This is a genomic window from Nocardia panacis (genome assembly GCF_003598715.1).
Taxonomy (GTDB): domain Bacteria; phylum Actinomycetota; class Actinomycetes; order Mycobacteriales; family Mycobacteriaceae; genus Nocardia; species Nocardia panacis.
In genome coordinates this window covers 215087-237942 of the sequence record NZ_QZFU01000036.1, presented here as the reverse complement: position 1 = coordinate 237942, position 22856 = coordinate 215087, and the positions used below count along the sequence as shown (strand labels likewise).

At 67.3% G+C, this 22856-nt stretch carries 26 protein-coding genes and 1 riboswitch; of the genes, 16 read left to right on the top strand and 10 right to left on the bottom strand.

From position 1 onward, the window contains the following. Nucleotides 1-16 precede the first annotated feature (16 nt). The gene (locus D5S18_RS26715) at nt 17-1513 is read left to right on the top strand and encodes a class I adenylate-forming enzyme family protein (protein ID WP_158607985.1); all 1497 of its coding nucleotides are present in this window, start codon (nt 17-19) and stop codon (nt 1511-1513) included. Nucleotides 1514-1598: 85 nt separating this feature from the next. Beyond that, entirely contained in the window at nt 1599-2192 is a 594-nt protein-coding gene (locus D5S18_RS26710; RefSeq protein ID WP_158607984.1) for a TetR/AcrR family transcriptional regulator, read from the top strand. A 41-nt stretch (nt 2193-2233) separates the two neighbouring features. On the opposite strand, the gene D5S18_RS26705 is transcribed toward D5S18_RS26710, so the two are convergent. After that, nucleotides 2234-2731, bottom strand: coding sequence for an SRPBCC family protein (locus D5S18_RS26705; protein ID WP_120043844.1), 498 nt, complete (start codon nt 2729-2731; stop codon nt 2234-2236). 61 nt (nt 2732-2792) lie between these two features. On the opposite strand from D5S18_RS26705, the gene D5S18_RS26700 reads away from it, so the two are divergent. Together D5S18_RS26700 and D5S18_RS26695 are read left to right on the top strand one after the other, a co-directional pair. Beyond that, nucleotides 2793-3371 carry a TetR/AcrR family transcriptional regulator gene (locus D5S18_RS26700; RefSeq protein WP_120043843.1) on the top strand — a complete coding sequence of 193 codons (579 nt, stop codon included), beginning with the start codon at nt 2793-2795 and terminating at the stop codon, nt 3369-3371. Between the two features lie 92 nt (nt 3372-3463). Next, nucleotides 3464-3676: a hypothetical protein gene (locus tag D5S18_RS26695; protein WP_120043842.1), complete on the top strand. Its 213-nt coding sequence runs from the start codon at nt 3464-3466 to the stop codon at nt 3674-3676. An 11-nt stretch (nt 3677-3687) separates the two neighbouring features. On the opposite strand, the gene D5S18_RS26690 is transcribed toward D5S18_RS26695, so the two are convergent. After that, on the bottom strand, nt 3688-4533 hold the full coding sequence (locus D5S18_RS26690; protein WP_239004019.1) for an EamA family transporter: 846 nt from the start codon (nt 4531-4533) through the stop codon (nt 3688-3690). A gap of 174 nt (nt 4534-4707) precedes the next feature. On the opposite strand from D5S18_RS26690, the gene D5S18_RS36740 reads away from it, so the two are divergent. Beyond that, nucleotides 4708-5148 carry an Lrp/AsnC family transcriptional regulator gene (locus D5S18_RS36740; RefSeq protein WP_282434889.1) on the top strand — a complete coding sequence of 147 codons (441 nt, stop codon included), beginning with the start codon at nt 4708-4710 and terminating at the stop codon, nt 5146-5148. Nucleotides 5149-5406: 258 nt separating this feature from the next. Here the strand turns inward: D5S18_RS36740 and D5S18_RS26680 are convergent, their stop codons facing one another. After that, nucleotides 5407-5865 carry a nuclear transport factor 2 family protein gene (locus tag D5S18_RS26680; protein WP_120044082.1) on the bottom strand — a complete coding sequence of 153 codons (459 nt, stop codon included), beginning with the start codon at nt 5863-5865 and terminating at the stop codon, nt 5407-5409. A gap of 91 nt (nt 5866-5956) precedes the next feature. Between D5S18_RS26680 and D5S18_RS26675 the strand changes: the two genes are divergently transcribed. From D5S18_RS26675 to D5S18_RS26665, 3 genes are all read left to right on the top strand, one after another. Further along, on the top strand, nt 5957-6523 hold the full coding sequence (locus tag D5S18_RS26675) for a TetR/AcrR family transcriptional regulator (protein WP_120043840.1): 567 nt from the start codon (nt 5957-5959) through the stop codon (nt 6521-6523). A 446-nt stretch (nt 6524-6969) separates the two neighbouring features. After that, complete coding sequence (locus tag D5S18_RS26670; protein ID WP_120043839.1) at nt 6970-7731, top strand: dienelactone hydrolase family protein; 762 nt, start codon at nt 6970-6972, stop codon at nt 7729-7731. A gap of 29 nt (nt 7732-7760) precedes the next feature. Beyond that, a complete protein-coding gene (locus D5S18_RS26665; RefSeq protein WP_120043838.1) occupies nt 7761-9386 on the top strand; it encodes a bifunctional 3'-5' exonuclease/DNA polymerase in 1626 nt (541 codons plus the stop codon). Nucleotides 9387-9390: 4 nt separating this feature from the next. Here D5S18_RS26665 and D5S18_RS26660 read toward each other — a convergent pair whose 3' ends face one another. The 5 genes from D5S18_RS26660 to D5S18_RS26645 form a co-directional block, all read right to left on the bottom strand. Then, entirely contained in the window at nt 9391-9645 is a 255-nt protein-coding gene (locus D5S18_RS26660) for a hypothetical protein (protein WP_120043837.1), read from the bottom strand. A gap of 87 nt (nt 9646-9732) precedes the next feature. After that, nucleotides 9733-9879 (bottom strand): hypothetical protein, encoded by a 147-nt coding sequence (locus D5S18_RS35055; protein ID WP_158607983.1) that lies wholly within the window; start codon nt 9877-9879, stop codon nt 9733-9735. Nucleotides 9880-9896: 17 nt separating this feature from the next. Then, a complete protein-coding gene (locus D5S18_RS26655; RefSeq protein ID WP_120043836.1) occupies nt 9897-11303 on the bottom strand; it encodes an amidase in 1407 nt (468 codons plus the stop codon). Nucleotides 11304-11310: 7 nt separating this feature from the next. Next, nucleotides 11311-12135 (bottom strand): GntR family transcriptional regulator, encoded by an 825-nt coding sequence (locus tag D5S18_RS26650; RefSeq protein ID WP_120043835.1) that lies wholly within the window; start codon nt 12133-12135, stop codon nt 11311-11313. A gap of 239 nt (nt 12136-12374) precedes the next feature. Next, the gene (locus D5S18_RS26645; protein ID WP_120043834.1) at nt 12375-12812 is read right to left on the bottom strand and encodes an SgcJ/EcaC family oxidoreductase; all 438 of its coding nucleotides are present in this window, start codon (nt 12810-12812) and stop codon (nt 12375-12377) included. A gap of 173 nt (nt 12813-12985) precedes the next feature. Between D5S18_RS26645 and D5S18_RS26640 the strand changes: the two genes are divergently transcribed. Next, nucleotides 12986-13561 (top strand): TetR/AcrR family transcriptional regulator, encoded by a 576-nt coding sequence (locus tag D5S18_RS26640; protein ID WP_120043833.1) that lies wholly within the window; start codon nt 12986-12988, stop codon nt 13559-13561. Nucleotides 13562-13573: 12 nt separating this feature from the next. Here the strand turns inward: D5S18_RS26640 and D5S18_RS26635 are convergent, their stop codons facing one another. Then, complete coding sequence (locus tag D5S18_RS26635; RefSeq protein ID WP_239004017.1) at nt 13574-14560, bottom strand: GlxA family transcriptional regulator; 987 nt, start codon at nt 14558-14560, stop codon at nt 13574-13576. An 84-nt stretch (nt 14561-14644) separates the two neighbouring features. Between D5S18_RS26635 and D5S18_RS26630 the strand changes: the two genes are divergently transcribed. Beyond that, nucleotides 14645-15145 carry a pyridoxamine 5'-phosphate oxidase family protein gene (locus tag D5S18_RS26630; RefSeq protein WP_120044080.1) on the top strand — a complete coding sequence of 167 codons (501 nt, stop codon included), beginning with the start codon at nt 14645-14647 and terminating at the stop codon, nt 15143-15145. A gap of 40 nt (nt 15146-15185) precedes the next feature. Here D5S18_RS26630 and D5S18_RS26625 read toward each other — a convergent pair whose 3' ends face one another. Continuing rightward, nucleotides 15186-15581: a winged helix-turn-helix transcriptional regulator gene (locus tag D5S18_RS26625; RefSeq protein WP_239004016.1), complete on the bottom strand. Its 396-nt coding sequence runs from the start codon at nt 15579-15581 to the stop codon at nt 15186-15188. 83 nt (nt 15582-15664) lie between these two features. Between D5S18_RS26625 and D5S18_RS26620 the strand changes: the two genes are divergently transcribed. The 6 genes from D5S18_RS26620 to D5S18_RS26595 all read left to right on the top strand — a co-directional run bounded on the left by D5S18_RS26620 (nt 15665) and on the right by D5S18_RS26595 (nt 22800). Further along, entirely contained in the window at nt 15665-16564 is a 900-nt protein-coding gene (locus D5S18_RS26620) for an LLM class flavin-dependent oxidoreductase (protein WP_120043831.1), read from the top strand. Between the two features lie 145 nt (nt 16565-16709). Continuing rightward, nucleotides 16710-17711: a LacI family DNA-binding transcriptional regulator gene (locus D5S18_RS26615; RefSeq protein WP_120043830.1), complete on the top strand. Its 1002-nt coding sequence runs from the start codon at nt 16710-16712 to the stop codon at nt 17709-17711. Further along, nucleotides 17708-19258: a sugar ABC transporter ATP-binding protein gene (locus D5S18_RS26610; RefSeq protein ID WP_120043829.1), complete on the top strand. Its 1551-nt coding sequence runs from the start codon at nt 17708-17710 to the stop codon at nt 19256-19258. The genes D5S18_RS26615 and D5S18_RS26610 overlap by 4 nt, the downstream gene beginning before the upstream one ends. Further along, nucleotides 19248-21161 (top strand): ABC transporter permease/substrate-binding protein, encoded by a 1914-nt coding sequence (locus D5S18_RS26605; protein ID WP_120043828.1) that lies wholly within the window; start codon nt 19248-19250, stop codon nt 21159-21161. The genes D5S18_RS26610 and D5S18_RS26605 overlap by 11 nt, the downstream gene beginning before the upstream one ends. Then, the gene (locus tag D5S18_RS26600) at nt 21158-22063 is read left to right on the top strand and encodes a ribokinase (RefSeq protein WP_239004015.1); all 906 of its coding nucleotides are present in this window, start codon (nt 21158-21160) and stop codon (nt 22061-22063) included. The genes D5S18_RS26605 and D5S18_RS26600 overlap by 4 nt, the downstream gene beginning before the upstream one ends. Before the next feature lie 52 nt (nt 22064-22115). Then, a riboswitch (FMN riboswitch) is annotated at nt 22116-22281 on the top strand. Between the two features lie 72 nt (nt 22282-22353). After that, nucleotides 22354-22800, top strand: coding sequence for a 6,7-dimethyl-8-ribityllumazine synthase (locus D5S18_RS26595; protein ID WP_120043827.1), 447 nt, complete (start codon nt 22354-22356; stop codon nt 22798-22800). Nucleotides 22801-22856 lie beyond the last annotated feature (56 nt).

Genomic DNA, 22856 nt, shown 5'->3' with positions numbered 1-22856 from the left:
CCAATGGAGGTTTGTGATGGCCGCTGAGACCACCGTGGTCGAATACCTGCGCCGGGGCATGCTCGAAGTCCCGGACCGGGTCGCGATCATCTGCGGTGACCGAACGCTGACCTATGCGGAACTGGGCCGGTCGGCGGCGGGTCTGGCGCGCCGACTGGCCGGATCCGGTATCGAGGGGCGCGTGGTCGCGGTCGTCATGCCGAACGGTCCGGAGCTGTCGGTGGCGATCTTCGCCGCGTGGCTGGCGGGTGCGCAGGTCGCGCTGATCAATCCGCTGTTCACCGACCGCGAGTCACGGCTGCTGCTGCAACGGTCCGAGGCCACGGTCGTGCTCACCTCGTCCGCAGGCGCCGGGCAGGCGGCCGAGGCGCTCGGCCTCGAGGTGATCCAGGTGGGCGAGTCCGCGCTCGAATCCTGGCGCCACGATGAGACCCTCACCATCTGCGCGGACCAAGTGCCCGCGCCGGACCGACTCGCGACCATGATGTTCACCGGCGGCACCACCGGCGTGCCCAAGGGCGTCGATCACACCCACCGCACGCTGATGGGCACGGTCCTGGGTATGGAGTCGAGCTGGCCGACCCGGCCCGGCCGCGAGGTGTGGCTGAATGTCGCGCCGTCCTTCCATATCTGGGGTCTGCTCATGGGCATCCTCAATCCGGTCTTCGGTCAGGCGACGGTAGTGCTCAGTCAGGGATTCAAACCGGATGCCGTGGCCGCCGCGATCCGCGACCACGGGGTCACGGTCTTCGGCGGTGGTCCCGCCGAGATCTACGCCGGGCTGCTGTCGAGCCCGCACACCACCCGCGCGGCCATGTCCACGCTGCGGGTCTGTCCGGGTGGCGGATCCCGATTCTCCGCCGCGCTGCACGAGCGCTGGTTGGCGCGCACCGGGGTGGAGATCCGCGAGGCGTACGGCATGACCGAACTCGCGCCCATCGCCTGCAATCGCTGGGATCTGCCGACCCGTGCCGGTTCGGTGGGGCTGCCCGCCGTCGGGGTCGAGATCCGCGTGGTGGATCCGGAGGAGCACGCGCGCCGCGCCGCGGTGGGCGAATCCGGTGAGATCCAGGTGCGCGCGGCGCATATGACCATCGGATACCACCATCCCGAACCCGGCGACGGCGCGTTCGTCGACGGCTGGCTCAATACCGGTGATATCGGCTATCTCGACGCGGACGGCTACCTGTTCATCGTCGACCGTAAAAAGGACATGATCATCGTCGGCGGATTCAATGTCTATCCCCGCGAGATCGACGAGACCCTGTGCAAATACCCGGGTATCACCGAGGCCGCGACGGTCGGCGTGCCCGACGACCGGCGCGGGGAGCGACCGGTCTCCTTCATCGTCACCGAACCCGAGGTGGACTCCTCGGCGCTGGCCGACTACTGCACGCAGAACCTGGCGCACTATAAGCAGCCACGGGAAATCCGAGTGCTGGCGCAACTGCCGAAAACGCCTGCCAACAAGGTGGATCGGCTGACGCTGCGCCGGATGGCGACCGACGGGTGAGCTCTCGGTGCCGCCCGCCCGCCGTATCTCCGGCTATGCTGACGCTTGTTCGAATTTCGGAGGAACTACTGTGGGAGGCCAACGCGTGGCTGCGTCGACGCCGGTCGAGGGGGAATCGGCCTGGGAGGACAAACGGCGACGCATCCTGGACGGTGCGGCGGCGGTGTTCTCCTCCCGCGGCTACAGCAAAGGCACCACCAGGGAGATCGCCGCGCAGCTCGATCTGAGCCAGCCCTCGATCTACCACTACGTGGGTTCCAAGGCGGATCTGTTGCGCGAGATCGCCTTACAGGTGGATCGGGATATGACGACGGCGCTGCGCGACGGTCTGGCGGCGAGCGCGGATCCGGTGGCGCAGTTGCGGGCCGTCATCACCCGATTCACCTACGCGGTGATCGCCAACAACCTCACCTTCGCCGTCTACCGCAGCGAGCAGCGCTGGTTGGAGCCCGTGGTGGCCGAGGAGGTGCAGCGGCACGAGAGCGAATTCGTCGCGGCGGTGCGCGCCGTGGTGGAAAGGATTCAGGCGCGGGGCCAATTGCCGGACGCGCCGTCGTCGGTGCTGACTTTCGCCATTCTGAACATGGTGAGCGAAAGTCATCGCTGGTATCACCAGGAGGGTTCGCTCGACCCCGCGGCCGTCGCCGACGCGTACTGCAAACTCATCGGATTGCCCTGATATTTCACGCGGGCGGCGATTGCTCGCCGCCCGCATCGTGATTACTCGCGCACCTTGTCACTGTGCACGAGGCCGCGCAGGAACCGCACGTAGGCGCTGTGCCTGCTGCGGGGCGGGGTGCCCGGAACCAGTTCGGCCTCGGCGAGATCGAGTCCATCCTCGATCAGGGCGTCGTGCAGCCAGCGCCACGCCAGCGGGAAGGCGAGTCGATCCCAGCCGTGCGGGTCCATGAGGATCTCGTGGGTCAGGCGGGTGTGCTGGTCGTCCACTTTCTCCGCGAGCCAGCGGTGGGTGCCGTCGAAGCCGCGGGGACTGTTGAAGCGGAAGACGACCTCGCGTCCCCTGTCGAAGGCGATGCAGGTGTAGCGGATCAACCCGTGGCCGCCGTCGGCGCCGACGGCGAGCGGTCGATCGAAGCGCATGGCGGGCCAGTTCCGGACCGGCCAGAGCCGATCGTCGTCGGTGGCCAGCGTATCGAGCAGTCGACCGACCGCCTCGACGTCGGCCGCGATCACCCGTGAGTGGATATTGAGCACCATGACCAGGACCTCTCATTTAGCGATTGTTCTCTAATTGTAATTAGAGGCTATTCTCTAGGTCGTGTCAAGGAAACCCGCGCACACCGCGGACTCACTGCTGGACGCCGCCGCCGACCTCGCCGCCGCCGAGGGGGCCGCCGCCGTCACCATGAGCGCCGTCGCCGCCGCCGCGGGCGCGCCGAGCGGTTCGGTCTACTACCGCTTCCCGGACCGGTCCACACTGCTGGCGGGTCTGTGGTTGCGCACCGTCGAGCGATTCCAGGAAGGATTCCTGGCCGCGCTGCGGGTCGACCCACCGCGGCAGGCCGCCGTCCGCGCCGCCCACCACGTCACGGACTGGTCCGCGCGCCATCCCACCGACGCGGCCGTATTGCTCGCGGGGCCTGCGGCTTTCGGTGCCGCGCAGTGGAGTGCCGAGTCGAAACAGGTTGCCGCGGCGCAACAGACCCGACTCGACGAGGCGGTCCGGGAACTCGGCGACCGGCTGGGCTACCGCGACCCCGCCGACCGCGAGCGACTGGCCCTGCTGATCATCGAGCTGCCGTACGCGGCGGTGCGCCGCCACGCCCGCAACCCCGGAGCCGACCCGGCCGGGACCACCGAGGCCGTGGCCCGCATCGTGCGCGACGCGATCGGCTAGTACACCGCACTCGCTGGATCCCGAGGAACGTCGCACCAGGGTGTACGCGGAGGTCGCCGCGCAGATCGGTGCGGAGAATCGGATGCCGCCCGATGAACTGGATATGCATCGCGCAGGGACTTTATGACCAGCAGGAGCAGGACAGCGTCGGCCAACTGTCGGTCGCCGTCGCGGGCCACAGCAGACTCGACGGCTGGAATGCCGCCGCCTACCTGCCACAGCGGGTGCTCGACGGCGCGGGTGTGGCCTTCGTGGTGAGGTCATGTGTGTCAGGAGAGGACCGAGGTGTTCGCCGCGGATGGTGAGGTGTAGTCCCTCACTTCTCCTGGCCTTCCCGTGGTTCCTGGTGGATCGAGACACCCCAGGCGATGAGCGCGATGCCGATCAACTCCCCGATGGTGGGGATCTGGGTGAGCACCACGATCCCGATCACCGTGGCGACCGCAGGCAGGATGCTCAGCATCAGCGCGAAGGTGCTCCGGCGTAGCCGGGCCATGGCAAGTTGGTCGGTCACATAGGGGATGACCGAAGAGCAGATGCCCACGCCTACTCCGGCCGGCAGCGCCACCGGGCTGGTGAAGGCCGGGGCTGCGGCAGTGAGGCAGAACGGCGCCGCGACCACCGCGGCGATCAGCATCGCGGCACCGAGTTGATCGATTCCCGACAACCCGGCACCGCTGTTGGCGATGCGGTGGCCCAGGACCACGTAGAGCATGAACAGTGCGCAGTTGACGAATGCGAAGACGAACCCGAACGGCTCACCGGCGAGCCGGATATCGGTCAACGCGACCACCCCGCCCACGGCGAGTGCGAGGGCGATCACGTTGCGGACGTTGCGCATACCGACCGCGGCGACCACGATCGTGCCGAGGAACTCGATCGCCCCGACGGTCGCCAGCGGCAGCCGCGCGATAGCCAGGTAGAACATCATGTTCATGGCCGCGAGCACCACACCGAGCCCGAGCAGCACCCGCCGCTGCTCCGGTGTGAGGCGCCGGAGCAGCCGCCACGGCCTGCGCCACACCGCGAACACGACCGCGGCGCTAGCGATCCGCAGCCAAGCCACCCCGAGTACGTCTAGGTGGGTGAACAGCAGCACGGCAAAAGCCGGCCCGAGGTAGTGGAAGATCGCGCTGATGCCGAAGTAAGCCGGTGCAGGCACCCGCGGCGCCGTTCGCTGCGCAGCGATCCCGGACGGTGTTGTCATGCAGGGTATCTTCCAAGGAAATATCCACAGCCGGAATGGCACTATCCAGGAAGATGGCGTGAGTTGTCTGGAAAATCAAGGCCAAATGGTCAAGAATCCTTCACTGAGCGATCGCGGCTGCTGGACGAGGTGAACATGCGGCTGCTCAACGAGTTACACGACGATCCGCGGCTGTCCATGTCCGAACTCGCCCGCCGTATCGGCATGTCGGCGCCCGCGGTCACCGAGCGGGTGCAGCGCCTGGAACGACTCGGCGTGATCACCGGTTTCCGGATGGAGGTCGACCCGGCTGCCCTCGATATGCCTGTGACCGCGTTCGTGCGCATCCGGCCCGGACCCGGCCAACTCCCCAAGATCGTGGCAGCGGCACAGGACACGCCGCAGGTGGTCGAGTGCTTCCGGATCACCGGCGAGGACTGCTTCCTACTGAAGGTGCACGGGCCGTCGATCGGTCAGCTCGAGGAGGTGCTCGACGGGTTCCTCATGTTCGGGCAGACAACCACCTCGATCGTCGTGTCCGAGCCGGTGCCGCGGCGGCCACTGCCCATCTCCCTTCTGAACAAGCGATAGCGCGCGCTCAGCCGAGCCGTGCCCACGAAGGTCGGCCTGCCGGCTCGATCCGGAGCGTCGGCCCTTCGGCGGTCGGGTGGTTCGGGTTGATTAGCGTTAGGACCTCCGCTCTGGTTTACAACACGGCCAGGGGCGGATCACCGCAGTTGACCCTCAGCTACACCTGCGATGACGACCTTGCCAGGGTCGGCGACCGATTCCAGGTCCGCCGCCGGGTCTGCCGGGACGACCTGCCGCGCGGAAACGCGCCCCGACTACCTATTGCAATGGGATGGGCAGACCCCGATCCTCGGCCGATCGCGGCCCGAAGATGCGCCGGTCCGCGGCGGTGATCGCGATGTCGTTGATACTCGCCTCGCGCCTGCACATCAATCCTTCCGCCGTGAACTCCCACAGTTCGTTGCCGTAGCTGCGCCACCACTGACCCGTCGCGTCATGGCTTTCGTACTGGAATCGCACCGCCATGCGATTGCCCCGGAATCCCCAAAGTTCCTTGCGCAACGCGTATTCGAATTCGCGCTCCCACTTCTGCCGCAGGAATTCGACGATCTCCGCGCGACCGGTGACGAACCGGTCGCGGTTGCGCCACACCGAATCCTCGGTATAGGCGAGCGCGACCCGCTCCGGATCGCGGGTATTCCAGGCATCCTCGGCCGCCTGCACCTTCTGCGCGGCGGTGTCCATGTCGAACGGTGGAAACGGTGGTCGTGCCGACATATTCGCAACCTCCTCGGGGGAGAACGTGCGTTCTCGCATCGACTGCTAGCGTAGAGAACGATCGTTTTCCGCGCTAGTCGAGAGGTGCGCAGTGGATCGAACGGAGGCCGCTGACCGGCTACTGGTAGCCGCCGAGGAGCTGTTCTATCGCCGGGGGATCCAGGCCGTCGGCATGGACGAGATCCGCAGCCGCTCAGGAGTTTCACTCAAACGCCTCTACCAGTGCTTCCCCTCGAAAGAAGAACTCGTCGTCGCCTATCTGCGTCATCGCGACGACCGATGGCGCGCGGCGCTGGTCGAGTCGGTCACCCGCTGCGACCCACCGGATCGCCTGCTCGCGGTATTCGACTGGCTGGGGGGCTGGTTCGCCGAACCCGATTTCCGAGGGTGCGCGTTCATCAACTCCTTCGGCGAATTCGGCGACAACGCACCGGCCGTGGCCGACACCGTTCGGCACCACAGACACGAGCTCACCCGATACCTCGCGGCGCTGGTCGAGGAAGCGAACCTCGGTGATCGGAGAACACTGACCGCACAGCTACAACTGCTCATCGACGGCGCGATCACCGCCGCGGCCATCAACGGCGATCCGAACGCCGCGCGAAATGCGCGAGACGCGGCGAAGACTCTGCTCGATGCCGCGAGACGCCGACCCTAAAGCGAGACCACCTTGCTTCGACCTGTCCGCACGGCGGGATGCCGCCGTGCCAACAGCGAAAGCCCCTGGCCCGGGCCGGTTTCCAGCAACGACGCGACCGGATTCCGGTCCCGCGTCGCCGCCGAATGCGATTTTCGATCTCCGGCCTGGCATCACTGCTCGGCGCGACCATCGCCGCGAGAGTGCGGCGTAGGAACAAAGCCTTGTCGGCGACGCCGAGCAGGTAGCTCGGGGTTGACATCAAACCGGTCCGGTGGGCTAGCGTATGAGGCGATGACTACCGGGTCGGCCTTGCGCCACACACAGATTGGTTACCCGGTGCTCTCCTGAGCGCCGTGCGGGCCGGTGTCGGTCCCCTTCTCGATCGAGGATCCTGCGATTGCGCACGGTCTCCGCCTTCGTCGTGTTGATCACAGGACAGCAACTACGACTGAAGGACTTCAAAGATGACTGCGACGCAAGGTATCTCGGTCGACATTCAAACACCCGACGGCGTGGCCGACGCATATGTCACCCACCCGGACGACGGCGCCGCCCATCCGGGCGTCCTGGTGGTCCAGGACGGTTTCGGGCTGCGGCCGAGCCTGAAGAAACTCGCCGATCGTATTGCCGCCCACGGCTATACCGTGCTGCTTCCGAACGCCTTCTACCGAAGCGGGCGGGCGCCGGTGGTCGAATTGCCGGACTACATCGACCCGGCGGCGCGACCCGAGATCTTCCAGCAGATCATTCCGCTGATCAATGCACTGACACCGGACCGCCTGCGGGCCGACACCGAGGCATACCTCGGCTGGCTGGCGGCATCCCCGCTGGTCACCGGGGCGAAGGTCGGTCTGACGGGATACTGCATGGGTGCGCGGATAGTGGTGCAGGCCGCCGCCATGTTCCCGGACCGGATCGGGGCGGTGGCCGGATTCCACGGCGGACCACTTGTCACCGACACCCCGGACAGTCCGCACCTGACCCTCGGGAAGATCACGGCGGAACTGTATTTCGCCCACGCGGGCGAGGATCGCCACATGACGCCGGAACATTTCGCCGAATTCGACAAGGCGCTGGTCGCCGCAGGCGTTCGGCATCGCACCGAGGTCTACGCGGGCGCCCAGCACGGCTACACCCAGGCCGACACCGCCGCCTACGACGCCGCCTCCGACGAACGGCACTACCGCGAACTGCTGGCCCTGTTCGACCGCAACCTGCCCCAGTAGTTGTCGGTGGTCGATGCCAGACTGCGGGCATGCGATGGGCGGTGGCCGAGACGGCAGGCGGAGGAGCGCGACTATGTCCGCTCGGCCCCGACGGGCGCCCTGCGGGGCCGATCGAGGTGGCGTCCTCATTGTCCGCTGCGATCCGGTCGCGCCCACAGGCGCACCGATGGGTCTGGCGATCGACGGCCGAGATTTATCGGCGGGCTGGTGTCCGGGTCGAGCGATGCTACGACGTGGAGGCGGCCGAGGCCCTGCTGATCGGCCACGAGCACGGCCAATCGGGTCAGGCGCGGTCGCTGGCCGCGGCCTGGGCTCGGCTGCGCGATCTGCCGGTGCCGTCGGACGCACCGGTGCGGGCCGCCGAAACCCAACCCTCGCTGTTCGACTCCGGTCCGGTGCCGCTGCCGCCCGGCACCGACGAGCTGTCCGCGCTGCTGGAGGTCTACGCCGGACAGCTCGCCAGGACCGACCGCGCCGAACATCCGGATCGGATGCGGTTGCTCCTGGCCGCCGAATCGGCGGGGATGCTGGTGGCCGCGGAGATGTCGCGGTCCGGGATTCCGTGGCGGGCCGATATTCACCGCGAGGTTCTCGACGGCCTGCTCGGCGAGCGCATGGCGGGCGGTCAGCCGCGTCGGATGGCGGAACTGTCCGCGCAGGTCTCGCGGGCGCTGGGCGGATGGGTGCGACCGGATCTGCCCGCCGAGATCATCAAAGCCTTCGCCCGCGAGGGGATCGCGCTGTCGTCGACGCGGAAGTGGGAGTTGCAGAAGGTCGATCATCCGGCCATCGAGCCGCTGCTGGCCTATAAGTCGCTCTACCGCGTCTACACCGCGCACGGTTGGTCCTGGCTGGAGCAGTGGGTGCACGACGGCAGGTTCCGTCCCGAATATTTGCCGGGCGGAACGGTTTCCGGCCGGTGGACCACCAATGGCGGTGGGGCGTTGCAAATTCCGAAGGTCATTCGGAAGGCAATCCGCGCCGATCCGGGGTGGCGGCTGGTGGTCGCCGACGCCGACCAGATGGAGCCGCGGGTGCTTGCCGCCATCTCCCGCGATCCGGAGCTGATGGAGGTCGCGGGCCGCGGCGATGACCTGTACGCCGATCTGGCGGCCCGCGCCTTCGACGGCGACCGCGCGCAGGCCAAGATCGCGCTGCTCGGCGCGATCTACGGCCAGACCTCCGGCGACGCGCTGACCCACCTGGCCGAACTGCGCCGCCGCTATCCGGCCGCCGTCGCCTATGTCGACGAGGCGGCGCACGCGGGTGCGGAGGGTCGATTGGTGCGCACCTGGCTCGGCCGCACCTGCCCTCCGGTCTCCTCCGACCCTGAAGACGAACAGCCGCAATACAATTCAGCGTCGGCGCGGGCGCGCGGGCGCTTCACCCGCAACTTCGTCGTCCAGGGCAGCGCCGCCGACTGGGCGCTGCTGATGCTGGCAGGCGTGCGCCACGCACTGCGCGAGATGCGCGCCGAACTGGTCTTCTTCCAGCACGACGAGGTGATCGTGCACTGTCCCGAAGCGGAGTCGGCGGCGGTGGCGGCCGCCATCGCGAGCGCGGCCGATGCGGCGGGCCGAATTGTCTTCGGCCCGACGCCCGTCCGTTTCCCATTCACCACCGCGGTGGTCGAATGCTACTGGGACGCCAAGTAGTTACTCAGCCTCCGATGGCCGACCACGCGAAGTAGGTCGCGGAGGTGCCGGGCGCGATCGTCGCGACGAGATCGCCCGTGCAGTGATTGCCCGAGTACACGAGATACGGCCGCTTGCTGCGGTTCTGGAACTGGATCTCGCGAGCGAACCCGCTGGACCAGCATTCGCTCATCTGGCTTATTTCGAGGGTGTTGTCGATGATGACGATGTCGCGGCCGTCGCCGGTTCCGGAGGAACCGGTGGGCAGCGCCGCCGCCATCGGCGCCGCGGCGGCAAGAGCCGCGGCGGCGAGAATACCTGCTACAGAGCACGTTACGGATTTCACTGTCCGGAGGCTACCGCATGTTCAGCGCTGGCTATTGAAACCTCCTGCGGGGTCGAGGTATCGGGCATCGTCGATATGGTGCAGCAATTCCGTCATCGCTCGCACGACCCGGCCGAGCGCGTCGATCGCGATGTTCTCGTCCGGGTCGGTGGACCAGGTGTGGCTCATTGTCGAAACTCCGAAATTCACAGGGTGGGATCGGCCAGATGGTGGCCGGTGCGTTGCTGATAGGCGTCCGCGACGCGCAGGACGGTCGCCTCGTCGAAATGTCTGCCGCTGATCGAGATCGACAGCGGCAGACCATCGGCCGACAACCCGATCGGTGCGGCGAGCGTGGGATTGCCCAGCGGGTTCCAATACGGGGTGTGCAGGGAGGCAAGGACATTCAGCGGCTGAAGCTGGTCCATGGCATCCAGCCGCGGCGCGCCGAGATGTCCGGTCGGGGTGAGCACGACATCGACCCGGTCGAGCAGTTCGGCCATCCGTCCGGCGGCGATCCGCCGAACACGCTGCGCCTGAAGGTAATCCGCGGCGTCGACGACCGAACCTGCGGCGAGGATGACGCGGGTCGCCCGGCCGTAGTCGTCCCACTGCCCGCGCAGGGCGCGGCGGTGATAGGTGTAGCCCTCGGCCAACATCACGACCACATCGATCGCCACCAGCTCCCGATACATCGGCACCTCGACGGGGACGATGCGGGCGCCCGCCTCGGCGAGTTCCGCCACGGCGGCGGCGAACCGGCCCGGCTGGGCCGCATCGATACCGCCGTCGGCGTAGCGGTCGAGTGTGTCGACGCCGAGGGTGAGTCCGGTGAGATCGCCGGTCAACGCGCCCGTGTAGTCGGCGATGGGTGTCGCGGCGCTGTAGGGGTCGATCGGATCGTGCCCGGCGATGACCGAGAGCAGCAGCGCGCAGTCGGCCGCGCTGCGGGCGATCGGCCCGACATGGTCGAGGGTGTATCCCAGCGGCACCACACCGGTTTTGGGGACGCGGCCGAAAGTCGGTTTGAGCCCGGTGGTTCCGTTGAACGCGGCCGGGATTCGGATACTGCCCGCCGTATCGGTGCCGATCGCGGCGAGGAACATCCCCGCGGCGACGCCGCTGGCGGAGCCCGAACTCGAGCCGCCCGCCCAGCGCTCGATATCCCAGGCGTTGCGGGGGATCGGGAAGGGTTTGTCCGGATCCGGAAGGCCCACAGCGAATTCCATGGTCGTGGTCTTGCCGGTGATGATCGCGCCCGCGCGTTCGAGTCGCCGTACGACCGGGCCGTCACCCGCGTCGGGACCCCATGCCGGATCGAGGACCAGACTCTGCGCGGTGGTCGGTCCGTGTCCGCTGGCGAGATTGTCCTTGAGGCCCAACGGGATTCCGTCGAGCGGCGCGAGTGGATGTTCGGCGGCGATCTTCGCGTCGACCTCGGCGGCCCGCCCGCGGGCGATCTCGTCGAAACGGGTCAGATAAACGCCGACACGTTCGTCGTTGGCATCGGCGGCAGCCAGACACTGGTCCAATAGTCGAGCGGCGGTGACCTCGCCGCTGCGCAGGGCCGCTGCGGCTTCGGTGGCGGTGGTGATTCGGGTGGTCGTGGTCATGATGTCCTCATCGGCGGGGTGGCAGCGAATGGGTGAGATCGATACGGGGTATCCCGCCGAGGGTGATGACGACATCGCCGCGCAGCGCCCCGAGCGCGTAGTCCACGGCTTGGCCGTTCTGGTCGCGAATGGTTTGTTCCCACAGCAGGATCGGCGCACCGGGCCGTATCCGCAGCAGGGTCGCGGTGCAGTCGTCGGCAGTGCCTGCCTGCAGCGAAAGATCGAAATTCGTTGGGGTGACCGCGCTGTCGTGCAGCAGCGAGTAGAAGTCGGTGTCGAACAACTGCTGCTCGACCCGTGCGGCCTCCCCGGCGCGCAAATAGTTGGTGAATACGCCGGTCGGCCGGTCGTCCACGAGCAACACGTAGTCGATGCACAGGCAGTCGTCGTCGGGAGCGACACCGTCCAGATGCGCGACCACCGCATCGGGTGCGGGCAGCCAAGCCCGGTGCAGCACGCGCGGCGTGACATGACCACCCGGCAGATACGTCTCGTACAGATCGCCGCGCGGCGGAAGCAGACCGGGAACCAGGTACTCGTCCCGGATCGTCATGGTGCCCAGTCCGCGCCGCCGCTCGATTAGTCCATCGCGCCGCAGCAGGTCGAGCGCCTCGCGCACCGCCTCCCGCGACGCCTGATACCGCGCCATGAGTTCGGATTCGGCGGGCAGTCGTCCGTCGGCGAACGCGCCGCGACGGATCTCGGCGCGCAGCAGGTCGCGCACTCGGCGCGCGGCCAATCGGGTGGATCCGGGTTGCTGGTTCACCGGGCGGAGCATGGCCCGGACGCCGACGTCCTCGGCGAACGTCCGGTGGGGTCTTTCCTCGTGCATGACCACAGCGTGCGGGTTCGCGACGTTACGCGGCGGAGTATTGAGTTAACGCTGAGTTACGCGGGTGCTCGGGGTGAGCGCGAGGTCGAAGACCTGCGTAATCACCGTGCCCGCATGGGAGTTTCGCGGGTCTCTTCAACTAGACAATGGACGTATTCGGCGGACAGTCCGGGAGTTGAGGGCCTCAGCGGCCGAATGGCGGCCTTCAACCCGATGTTGCGGGCGGCCCGCGCCGGCTGTCAGTCCGAGACGATGGGCGTTGTCTGTGCCAGACCGATCTTCCACCCGGCGGGGGTCCGCACGGTCACGTAGGTCAGCGCACCGGTGGTCGGCGGGACCTGCTCGGCCGCCGGACGCTCGTCGTACACCGTTTTGATGCAGCTGACGAGGGCCGTGTCGCCGGTGAGTGGTCGGATGTCGATTACCTCGACGCTGGTGCGGACAGCCCCGAGCCCGCTGCTCAGGGCCGCGTTCATTGCCGCCTCGACGGTGTCGCGGCCGAGGATTCGGCGGCCGTAGAAGTTGACGATCGCTGTGGTGTCGGTGTGCAGGCCGGGGAGTGCAGCGGCGTCGGCCTGGGAACGGTCTGCGCGGGCTACCAGGTCACGAATGGCACGCTCGTCGTCGATCGAAAGGGCTTCGGTCGCAATGGGCTTTGCGCTGTTGCTCGAACTCATGCCACGTAGCATTAAACCTCGAGTTACCTCGAGGTCAACCCGCCAGGGGCGCCATGCCGAAACTCGCCGAGGCGAACATTCTCCGTGAACCCGCTGCTTTCCGCTGGATAAGATATACGCTTGCGTACAATCAAGGGTCGGGGTCGAGATACGCGAGTGAGGTGGACCACAGTATGGGCGCGCTGCGCACACCACGCGAAACGTGGATCGAGGAAGGATTGCGGGCGCTGGCCGCCGGCGGTGTTGATGCCGTGCGCGTCGAGGCGCTCGCCAAATCCCTCGGCGTCACCAAAGGCGGCTTCTACGGCTACTTCGCCGATCGCGACGCCCTCCTGACGGCAATGCTGGACACCTGGGAGCACGAGGCCGTCGACGAAGTGCTCGAGCGCATCGACGAGACCGACGGCGATATCCTCGAGAAAGCCCGTCTCGCAGGCATGCTCACCTTCTCCGACGACCGACTGCTCCCGATCGACCTCGCCATCCGCGACTGGGCCCGCCGTGACGCCGCCGTCGCCGCCCGCCTGCGCCGCGTCGACAACAGCCGCATGGACCTGCTCCGGTCCGCGCTGCGCACCGTCTGCTCGGATCCCGACGAGATCGAGGCCCGCAGCCTGCTCGCCTTCTGCGCCGCCATCGGCAGCCACTTCCTCGCCGCCGATCATTCGGGCCGCACCCGCGAAGAAGTCATCGTCCTCGCGAGCGACCTCGTCCTGAACCGCCCCCGTTCGGAACATGAGCCCGCCTGAAATCCCTTCCTGCTACAGTCCGTTGGCGCGCTGTCGCGGAAAGGCCCTGCGATATTCGCCGGGGGAGGTGCCGAGCTGTTTGAGGAAGTGGTGGCGCAGGTTATTGGCCGTGCCGATCCCGGTGCGCTCGGCGATCCGATCCACCGACAGGTCCGTGGCTTCCAGTAGCGCTTGAGCCGACGCCAAACGCTGATTGAGCAACCATCGCAGCGGCGTCGTTCCGGTCGCGCCCTGCAGGCGGCGATAGAACGTCCGGCGGCTCATCCCGGCCTGTCGGGCCAGGTCGTCGATGGTCAACGGTCGATCGAGATTGGCTCGCGCCCAATCCAATACGGGTGCGAGCCCGGCATCGTCGGCGATCGGCACCGACAGGTCGATGAATTGTGCCTGCCCGCCCGGCCGGTGCGCGGGCACGACCATGCGGCGGGCCAGCTGGTTGGCGACATGCGCGCCGAGATCCCGGCGCACGATATGCAGGCACAGATCCAGTCCCGCCGTCATGCCCGCGCTGGTGAGGATATCGCCCTCGTCGACATACAGGACCGAATCATCAACTCGCACTTTCCGATAGCGCCGCGCGAGGGTGGGCGCGTGCTGCCAGTGCGCGGTCGCGCGGCGGCCGTCGAGAATCCCCGCCTCCGCCAAGGCGAACGCACCCGAGCACAGCGAGACCATGCGGGAACCCGACTCGTGCGCGTGCCGCAACGCCGTCACCAACTCGGCGGGCACGGGTGCGCCGTCGACAACCTCCTCCGGCACCGAGGTCACGATCACCGTATCGGCGGCGGCGAGATCCGCGAGCCCGTATCGGGTGCTGACCCCGAATCCCGGCACCGAAGTCCGATCACCCATCGCGCACACCCGCAGCTCGTACCACGGGTCGGCGAGATCGGGCTGCGGCATCCCGAAAACAGTGGCCGGGATGCTGATCTCGTACAGATCCCAGTAGGCGAAACCGATGTCGGCAGCGACGACCAGGGCGACAGAACCGACACTCACGCCCGAATCATATGGCACGAATTTGGTGGAGAAAGTCACCGGTGCCACTGGTCGGGACCCGCCCGTGTCGCCAGCATGGAGTCCATGAGTATCAACGTGTCCGAATTCGCCGACCTGGAAGCGGAATTCAACGCCTACATCGGGGCCATCAACTACGCCACCATGGTCACTGTCGACTCCCGCAACCGGCCGCGCACCCGCGTGCTGATCCCGGTCTGGGAAAAGGTGAACGACACGCCATTGGGCTGGTTGGCCACCTATCACACCCCGGTCAAAGCGGCACACCTCGCAGGCAACCCGCACACGTCCTTCTCCTACTGGTCGCCCGGCAACAACTCCGTCGCCATCGACGCCACCGCCGAATGGGACAACACGCTCGCCATCAAGGAGCACGTGTGGGGCCTCTACGACCGAACCAGCCCCCAGAGCGCGGGCTATCCCTTGGGCAACTTCTGGACTTCTCCCTCGGACCCGCGTTTGCATGTCATGCGCCTGGAACCCTGGCGTGTCCAGGTGATTCGCGGTCGAGACCTGCGCAGTCGAATCTGGAAGGCTTCGCGGGCGGGAACGTCACTTCACGATTGATCAGTTCTCCGCAGGCGTTCACGGCGTTGGCGGGGTGAGTTCAGGGAGTCTGTTGGCTCGGGCCGGTCGAAGACTTCGAATCGTAGCGGGCTCTGGCATGCGTGATTTCCGCGCGGTTTTCGCGGGTCCAGGACACCAAGGGGCCGATGATGGTGAGCAGGCTGCGACCGACGGGCGTCAACTCGTAGTCGACACGAGGCGGCACCACTGGATGCACCGTGCGCACCACGAGGCCGTCGCGTTCGAGATTGCGCAGTGTCAGTGTCAGCATTCGCTGGCTGATGCCCTCGATCGCCCGCTGGAGTTCACCGAACCGCTGTTGGCCTTGGCCCAACAGCTCCACCACCAGCAGTGACCATTTGTCGGCGAGGCGGTCGAGCAGATCCCGGATCTCGCATGAGGCGGTGTCACACACATCGGTGTGCCTGACCGACATTGAAGTGCCTTCTTCCATCACCGCTCAGGATGCCGCACGATCGCCATAGTTACAAGAATTAACTGACCACACGGGAGGTAACTATGGTCGATCTCGACATCGGAGTTCTACTGCCCACCCTGGCCACTCACGACGGATCCCTCGGAGATGTCGCCGCGGCCGCCCGCCATGCCGAGGAGTTGGGCTTCGAATCGGTATGGGTGGTCGACCAGCTCATCGCCGGGACCGGCATACCCGTGCTGGAGAGCCTGACCTCGCTGGCCGCGGCCGCCGCGGTGACCAGCCGGATCCGCCTCGGCGTGGGTGTTCTCGTCCTGCCGCTGCGCCCGCTCGCGTGGACGGCCAAACAGGTGGCCTCGCTGCAGCATCTCTCCGGCGACCGGCTCCTGCTCGGTGTCGGGATCGGCGGCGACCGCCACGACCGCTCCTGGGCGGCAGCAGGTGTGCCCGTGCGTGAACGCGGCAGGAGAACCGATGACGCGTTGCGTCTGTTGCCGGACCTGATTTCGGGCAAACCCACACACATCAACTCCGCCGCGATCCAGCTCAGTCCGCCGGCCACCGTGCCGCCGATCATCATCGGCGGCATGTCGGATGCCGCCGTCCGCCGGGCCGCTGCCCATGATGGCTGGTTCCTACTCGGGCCATCCGATGGCATCCCTGCCCACCGGGTTCGCCTCGAGGCCGCGGCCAATGGTCGCGCCACCCCGCCCCTCACCGCCAACGCCATGGTGGCCATCCAGGGCGACCCCGCGCTTCCCGACCATCCGGCGATCCTCAACTCGCTGTCGGATCCGGACGGCATGTTCGGGATACCGGTCGAGCATGTCGAGAGCAGCCTCGCCCATGGCGACACCGGCGTCATAGCCGAACACCTGAATGCCTTCGCTGTCCAAGGCGCCGGACGGGTGGTGGTCACCCTCGTCGCCGGTGACTGGTTCCGCCAGGCCGAACTTCTCGCTCAGGCTTGCGGGCTGCTGTGACACCCCGCTGAAGCAGTTCGGTGAAAAGCCTGCGCCAGTCGAGAGTTGAACTCGACTGGCGCTGCTTCATGTCGAGCAAGGACTTGACCAAATCCGTGTAATCGTTTCCAATGCCTAATGTAATCGTTTCCATAGGAGGTGGGCAGTGGCGGGTATCAAGGACGTCGCCGCGCGGGCGGGAGTCTCTGTCGCCACGGTCTCGCGCGCCCTCAACGACCACCCCTCGGTCAGCGCGCAGGCCCGCGCGCGAGTGCTGCGAGCGGTCGATGAGCTGGGGTATCGGCCCAATGCGGTGGCCCGCTCGCTGCGCACCGATCAGACCAGGACGCTCGGCTTGGTGACGAGTGACCTGCTCAACCCGTATTTCACCGAGCTGGCCCGCTCGGTGGAGGAGCAGGCGCGCGCCCTCGGATACAGCGTCATCATCGGCAATGCCGACGAGCGGCCCGAATTGCAGGACCACTACATCCGCACGCTGCTGGACCGCCGCATAGATGGTCTGCTGATGGCTCCCATCGAGGGCGGTTCGCCGCTGATACCGGCCGCGGCGCGGGAGGGCGTGCCGATGGTCTTCGTGGACCGGTGGATCGCGGGCATCGATGTTCCGGTGGTGCGGGCGGACGGGCGCGCGGCGGTGCGGGATCTGGTGGCGCACATCTACGAACTCGGGCATCGCAGGCTGGCGATCATCGGCGGTCCCGCTCTCACCACGACGGGCCGCGAACGGGTCGATGCCTTTCGCGCGGCGCTGGCCGAATACGGCCTGGAGCTCCCGGAAACCTATGTGGGACAGGGTAATTTCCAGGCGGAGAGCGGTCGGCGCGCCACCGAGCGGTTCCTGGATCTGGCGCAGCCGCCCGAGGTCGTCTTCGCCGCCGACAACCTGATGGCACTGGGCGCGCTGGACGCCCTGCGGGCCAGAGGACTGCGGGTGCCCCGCGATATCGCGCTGGCCGCATTCGACGATATCGCCTGGTTCATTCACACCGATCCGCCGATCACGGCGATCGCCCAACCGACCGGGGAACTGGGTCACGCCGCGGTGCGCGCCCTGGTCGAACGCATCGCGGGCCGACCGGCGCCGTCGGTCACCCTGCCCGCCCGCCTCGTCGTCCGCCGCTCGTGCGGCGAAAGGAGTGATTCGTGAGTGAGCGAACCGGCGACCCGGAGGAGTTGCTGCGCCTCGAGGGGATCGGCAAATCCTTTCCCGGCGTGGTCGCCCTGGACGGTGTCGATTTCGACCTGCGTCGCGGCGAGGTGCATGTGCTGCTCGGTGAGAACGGCGCGGGCAAGAGCACGCTGATCAAGATGCTCTCGGGCGCGCATCGCCCCGATCGCGGGCGAATCCTGGTGGACGGCACCGAGGTTCGCATCAACGCGGCCCGCGATGCCGAGCGTCTCGGGATCGCCACCATCTATCAGGAATTCACTCTCGTCCCCGAATTGACGGTCGCGGAGAACATCTTCCTGGGCAGGCAGCCGCGCCGTTTCGGGATGATCGACCGCAAGCGGATGCGCGCCGAGGCGGCCGAACTGCTCGAGCGGGTGGGTGTGCCGGTATCGCCCGACACCAAGGTGCGCGACCTCGGGATCGCCCGCCTGCAGATGGTGGAGATCGCGAAAGCGTTGAGTCTGCGGGCGCGGGTGCTGATCATGGACGAGCCGACGGCGGTGCTAACCCCCGAAGAGGTCGACAAGCTGTTCGTCATCGTGCGCGGGCTGCGCGCGGAGGGCGTAGGCATCGTGTTCATCACCCACCACCTGGACGAGATCGCCGCGCTGGGCGATCGGGTGACGGTCCTGCGCGACGGCCGCAGTGTCGGCCGGACACCCGCGTCCACGCCCGCCGATGAACTGGTGCGCATGATGGTCGGACGTTCGATCGAGCAGCAGTATCCGAGGGAGCGCGCCGAAACCGGCGCCGCGTTGCTGGTCATCGAGGGGTTGACCAGGGCGGGTGTCTTCGCGGAGGTCGACTTCGAGGTCAGGTCCGGTGAGGTCGTCGGCATCGCCGGGCTGGTCGGGGCCGGTCGGACCGAGGTCGTGCGCGCGGTTTTCGGCGCGGATCCCTACGACGCGGGCACCGTGCGTGTCGCGGGTGCGCGGTTGCGCCGCAATGATGTCCATGCGGCGGTGGCCGCCGGAATCGGTCTGATCCCGGAGGACCGCAAGGGCCAGGGCCTGCTGCTCGACGCCTCGGTCGAGGAGAACCTCGGTCTGGTCACGCTGCGTTCGGCCGCGCGCGGGGGATTCGTCGACCGCGCCGGGCAGCGCGCGGCCGCGGGGGAGGTCGCGGCGCGGCTCGGCGTGCGGATGGCCGGTCTCGACCAGCAGGTGCGCACACTCTCCGGCGGTAACCAGCAGAAGGTCGTCCTCGGCAAATGGCTGCTGGCCGAATCCAAGGTCCTGATACTCGACGAGCCGACGCGCGGGATCGATGTCGGCGCGAAGGTCGAGATCTATCGACTCATCAATGAATTGACCGCCGCGGGCGCCGCGGTCGTGATGATCTCCAGCGATCTGCCCGAGGTCCTCGGCATGAGCGACCGGATCCTGGTGATGGCCAGGGGCCGGATCGTGGGCGAACTCGCCGCCGCGGACGCGACGCAGGACGCCGTGATGGCGCTGGCCGTCGGATCACCCACCCAGACAACACCGAGCTCGACCGAACTGGAGTCCCACCGTGGCCACTGACACCCGCGCGAACGGCCTGCGCCGCCTGCTGTTCGACAATGGCGCGCTGAGCGCGCTCATCCTGCTCGTGATCGTGCTCTCCGCGCTGTCGGGTGACTTCCTGACCACTAACAATGTGCTGAATATCGGTGTGCAGGCGGCGGTTACGGCGATCCTCGCCTTCGGTGTCACCTTCGTCATCGTCGCGGCGGGCATCGACCTGTCGGTCGGCTCGGTGGCCGCGCTCTCGGCAACTGTCCTGGCCTGGAGCGCCACTTCGGCGGGTGTCCCGGTCTGGTTGGCGGTGCTGCTCGGACTCGCCACCGGACTCGGGTGCGGTGTGGTCAACGGCGCGCTCATCGCGTACGGGAAACTGCCGCCGTTCATCGCGACGCTGGCCATGCTGTCGGTGGCGCGCGGTCTTTCGCTGGTGATCTCGCAGGGCAGTCCGATCCCCTTCCCGGATTCGGTGTCGCACCTGGGGGACACCCTCGGCGGGTGGCTGCCGGTGCCGGTACTGGTGATGATCGCGATGGGTGTGGTCACGGCTGCTGTGTTGGGGCGCACCTATATCGGGCGGGCCATGTACGCGATCGGCGGCAATGAGGAGGCCGCGCGCCTTTCCGGGCTGCGGGTGTCTCGGCAGAAGGTCGTGATCTACGGTCTGGCCGGGGTTTTCGCCGCTGTCGCCGGGATCGTGCTCGCCTCCCGGTTGTCCTCGGCACAGCCGCAGGCGGCGCTCGGCTATGAACTCGACGCCATCGCGGCCGTCGTCATCGGCGGGGCGAGTCTGGCGGGCGGCAAGGGCAAGGCTTCGGGCACGCTGATCGGCGCGCTGATCCTGGCGGTGCTGCGCAATGGGCTGAATCTGCTTTCGGTGTCGGCGTTCTGGCAGCAGGTGGTCATCGGTGTCGTCATCGCGCTCGCGGTGCTGCTGGATACGTTGCGGCGCAGGTCAGGGTCGGCTCCGGCGACGCAGGATGTCGGGAAGACGCGTCAGGCGCTGACCTATGTGCTCGCCGCGGTCGTCGCGGTGGCGGCCATCGGCGCAGTGTCGCTGCTGCACAAGGGTTCCGCGTCCACCACGCCCCGACTGGGATTGTCGCTGTCGACGTTGAACAACCCCTTCTTCGTCCAGATCCGACAGGGCGCGCAGCAGGAGGCGGACAAGCTGGGCATCGACCTGACCGTCACCGACGCGCAGAACGACGCGACCCAGCAGGGCAACCAATTGCAGAACTTCACGAGCACCAATCTCGGTGCGATCGTGGTCAACCCGGTGGACTCCGACGCGGCGGGGCCTGCCGCCCGCGCCGCCAACAAGGCCCGCATCCCGGTCATCGCGGTCGACCGCGGTGTGTCCAATGCCGAGACCGCCGCCCTGGTCGCCTCCGACAATGTCGAAGGCGGCAGGCTCGGGGCCAAAGCGCTGGCCGAGAAGCTCGGTGGCCGAGGCACAATCGTGGTGCTGCGCGGCCGGCCCGGCACCTCGGCTAGTCGGGAACGCGGCGCGGGCTTCACCGAGGGCCTCGAGAACTATCCGGGAATTACCGTCGTCGCCGAGCAGCCCGCCGACTTCGACCGGACCAAGGGACTGGACGTGATGGCCAACCTGCTCCAGGCCCACCCGGATATCCAGGGTGTCTTCGCCGAGAACGACGAGATGGCGCTCGGCGCGATCAAGGCGCTCGGCGCGAAGGCGGGCAGCTCCGTGCAGGTCGTCGGATTCGACGGCACGCCGGATGGTTTGTCGGCGGTGGCGGCGGGCACGCTGTACGCGTCGGTCGCCCAGCAGCCCAAGGAACTCGGTCGCATCGCGATCCGCACCGCCAAGGCCGCCGCCGAGGGCAAAACGGTCGATGCGGTGATCAAAGTCCCGGTGCAGGTCGTCACCAAGGACAATGTGGCCGGATTCGGCAAATGACGCGGGAGGCGGCGATGTGCGAATTCGACCTGGTGGTAGTCGGATCGGCCAATGCCGACCTGGTGATCCGCGTCGAGCGGCGGCCCGCCGCGGGTGAGACCGTGTTGGGTTCGGACCTGGTGGTGCATCCGGGTGGGAAGGGCGGCAACCAGGCGGTCGCCGCCGCGCGACTCGGTGCGCGCACGGCGTTGCTGGCCCGCGTGGGCGACGATGCGCACGGCCGGTTTCTGCTCGACGCGCAGCGGGCCGCCGGGGTCGATACTTCGCACGTCCTTGTTGGCGGTGCGCCGACAGGTGTCGCGTTGATCACTGTCGATCCGTCGGGTGACAACAGCATTGTGGTGTCGCCCGGAGCCAATGGCAGGCTGACTCCGGCCGATGTGCGGGCCGACCTGTTGGAACACGCGCGGGTGGTTTCGGCGCAGTTGGAGATTCCGTTGGAAACGGTCGTGGCGGTGGTGCGAAACCTGCGGCCGCACAACCGGTTCGTGCTGAATCCCTCGCCGCCGCGTGCGCTGCCCGATGAGGTGTTGGCCGCGGCCGATCCGCTGATCGTCAACGAGCACGAGGCGCGGGTGCTGTTGGGTTCGCAGCCGGGGGATGTCCCGGAGGAATGGGCCGCCGGTTTGCTCGCCCTCGGTCCCCGTTCGGTGGTCGTGACCCTCGGTTCGCGCGGGGCCTTGGTTGCCGACGGGGCGGGGATGAAACTTATTCCGGCAGTGCGGGTTCGGGCTGTGGACAGCACCGGCGCCGGTGACGCTTTCACAGCCGCGCTGGCCTGGCGGCTCGGGTTGTCCGAACCGTTGGACATCGCCGCTGCCTACGCGGCGCGGGTCGCGGCCTTCGCCGTCACCAAAGCGGGTGCGCAGGAGTCCTATCCCACCGTCGGCGAAGTGCTCTAGGCGTCACTTCCCAGTTCTGGCGATCCGACAGGTGGTGCTACAGTCCGGTCGTACACGTTCTCAGGGCGGGGTGGAATTCCCCACCGGCGGTGATGGCATTCGAGACGGTTCGGACGCATGAGCCCGCGAGCGCCACGGTGTCCTCGGATGCGGTGGGTCAGCAGATCCCGGTGTGATCCCGGAGCCGACGGTCACAGTCCGGATGCAAGAGAACGCGACATCGGGAACATTCCTTTCGGGTGTTCTCTGTTCGCGTTGCCCTGGGTGACATAGCGAACAGGAGTAGAACCATGTCACCCACCTCGAATCGGATCGCCCTCGTCTGCGCGCGTTGGCACGCCGACATAGTCGACCGGGCGGTCGCGGCCTGCCGCACCCGGCTCGCGGAGCACGGATTCACCGAAGTCGATGTGATCGAAGTTCCCGGTGCCTTCGAAATCCCTTTGCGTATCAGGCGATTGGCCAATAGCGGCCGGTATGTCGCGGCGGCCGGTTGCGCGCTGGTCATCGACGGCGGTATCTATCGGCACGATTTCGTGGCAGCCACGGTGGTGGACGCGCTGATGCGGGTCCAACTCGAGACCGATGTCCCGGTGTTCTCGGCGGTGCTCACCCCGCATCACTTCCATGAGCACGGTGAGCACCAGGCGTATTTCAGCCGCCACTTCGAGGTCAAGGGTGTGGAATTGGCCGACGCCATCGCGGCCACACTCGAACTGGACGCGGTTGCGGTCTAGTGAAACCGCGGCTGCCGCCCTGTCTTGCGGCAGCCGCGGGACAGAATAATATTCTC

What these genes read in the sequence shown, in the direction of transcription:
- D5S18_RS26670 (WP_120043839.1), top strand. Translation starts at nt 6,970, where the DNA reads ATGACTGCGACGCAAGGTATCTCGGTCGACATTCAAACACCCGACGGC.
- D5S18_RS26680 (WP_120044082.1), bottom strand. Translation starts at nt 5,865, where the DNA reads ATGTCGGCACGACCACCGTTTCCACCGTTCGACATGGACACCGCCGCG.
- D5S18_RS26595 (WP_120043827.1), top strand. Translation starts at nt 22,354, where the DNA reads ATGTCACCCACCTCGAATCGGATCGCCCTCGTCTGCGCGCGTTGGCAC.
- D5S18_RS26665 (WP_120043838.1), top strand. Translation starts at nt 7,761, where the DNA reads ATGCGATGGGCGGTGGCCGAGACGGCAGGCGGAGGAGCGCGACTATGT.
- D5S18_RS26630 (WP_120044080.1), top strand. Translation starts at nt 14,645, where the DNA reads ATGAGTATCAACGTGTCCGAATTCGCCGACCTGGAAGCGGAATTCAAC.
- D5S18_RS26715 (WP_158607985.1), top strand. Translation starts at nt 17, where the DNA reads ATGGCCGCTGAGACCACCGTGGTCGAATACCTGCGCCGGGGCATGCTC.
- D5S18_RS35055 (WP_158607983.1), bottom strand. Translation starts at nt 9,879, where the DNA reads ATGAGCCACACCTGGTCCACCGACCCGGACGAGAACATCGCGATCGAC.
- D5S18_RS26660 (WP_120043837.1), bottom strand. Translation starts at nt 9,645, where the DNA reads ATGGCGGCGGCGCTGCCCACCGGTTCCTCCGGAACCGGCGACGGCCGC.
- D5S18_RS26650 (WP_120043835.1), bottom strand. Translation starts at nt 12,135, where the DNA reads ATGCACGAGGAAAGACCCCACCGGACGTTCGCCGAGGACGTCGGCGTC.
- D5S18_RS26640 (WP_120043833.1), top strand. Translation starts at nt 12,986, where the DNA reads ATGGGCGCGCTGCGCACACCACGCGAAACGTGGATCGAGGAAGGATTG.
- D5S18_RS26645 (WP_120043834.1), bottom strand. Translation starts at nt 12,812, where the DNA reads ATGAGTTCGAGCAACAGCGCAAAGCCCATTGCGACCGAAGCCCTTTCG.
- D5S18_RS26705 (WP_120043844.1), bottom strand. Translation starts at nt 2,731, where the DNA reads ATGGTGCTCAATATCCACTCACGGGTGATCGCGGCCGACGTCGAGGCG.
- D5S18_RS26625 (WP_239004016.1), bottom strand. Translation starts at nt 15,581, where the DNA reads ATGTCGGTCAGGCACACCGATGTGTGTGACACCGCCTCATGCGAGATC.
- D5S18_RS26655 (WP_120043836.1), bottom strand. Translation starts at nt 11,303, where the DNA reads ATGACCACGACCACCCGAATCACCACCGCCACCGAAGCCGCAGCGGCC.
- D5S18_RS26620 (WP_120043831.1), top strand. Translation starts at nt 15,665, where the DNA reads ATGGTCGATCTCGACATCGGAGTTCTACTGCCCACCCTGGCCACTCAC.
- D5S18_RS26695 (WP_120043842.1), top strand. Translation starts at nt 3,464, where the DNA reads ATGAACTGGATATGCATCGCGCAGGGACTTTATGACCAGCAGGAGCAG.
- D5S18_RS26600 (WP_239004015.1), top strand. Translation starts at nt 21,158, where the DNA reads ATGACGCGGGAGGCGGCGATGTGCGAATTCGACCTGGTGGTAGTCGGA.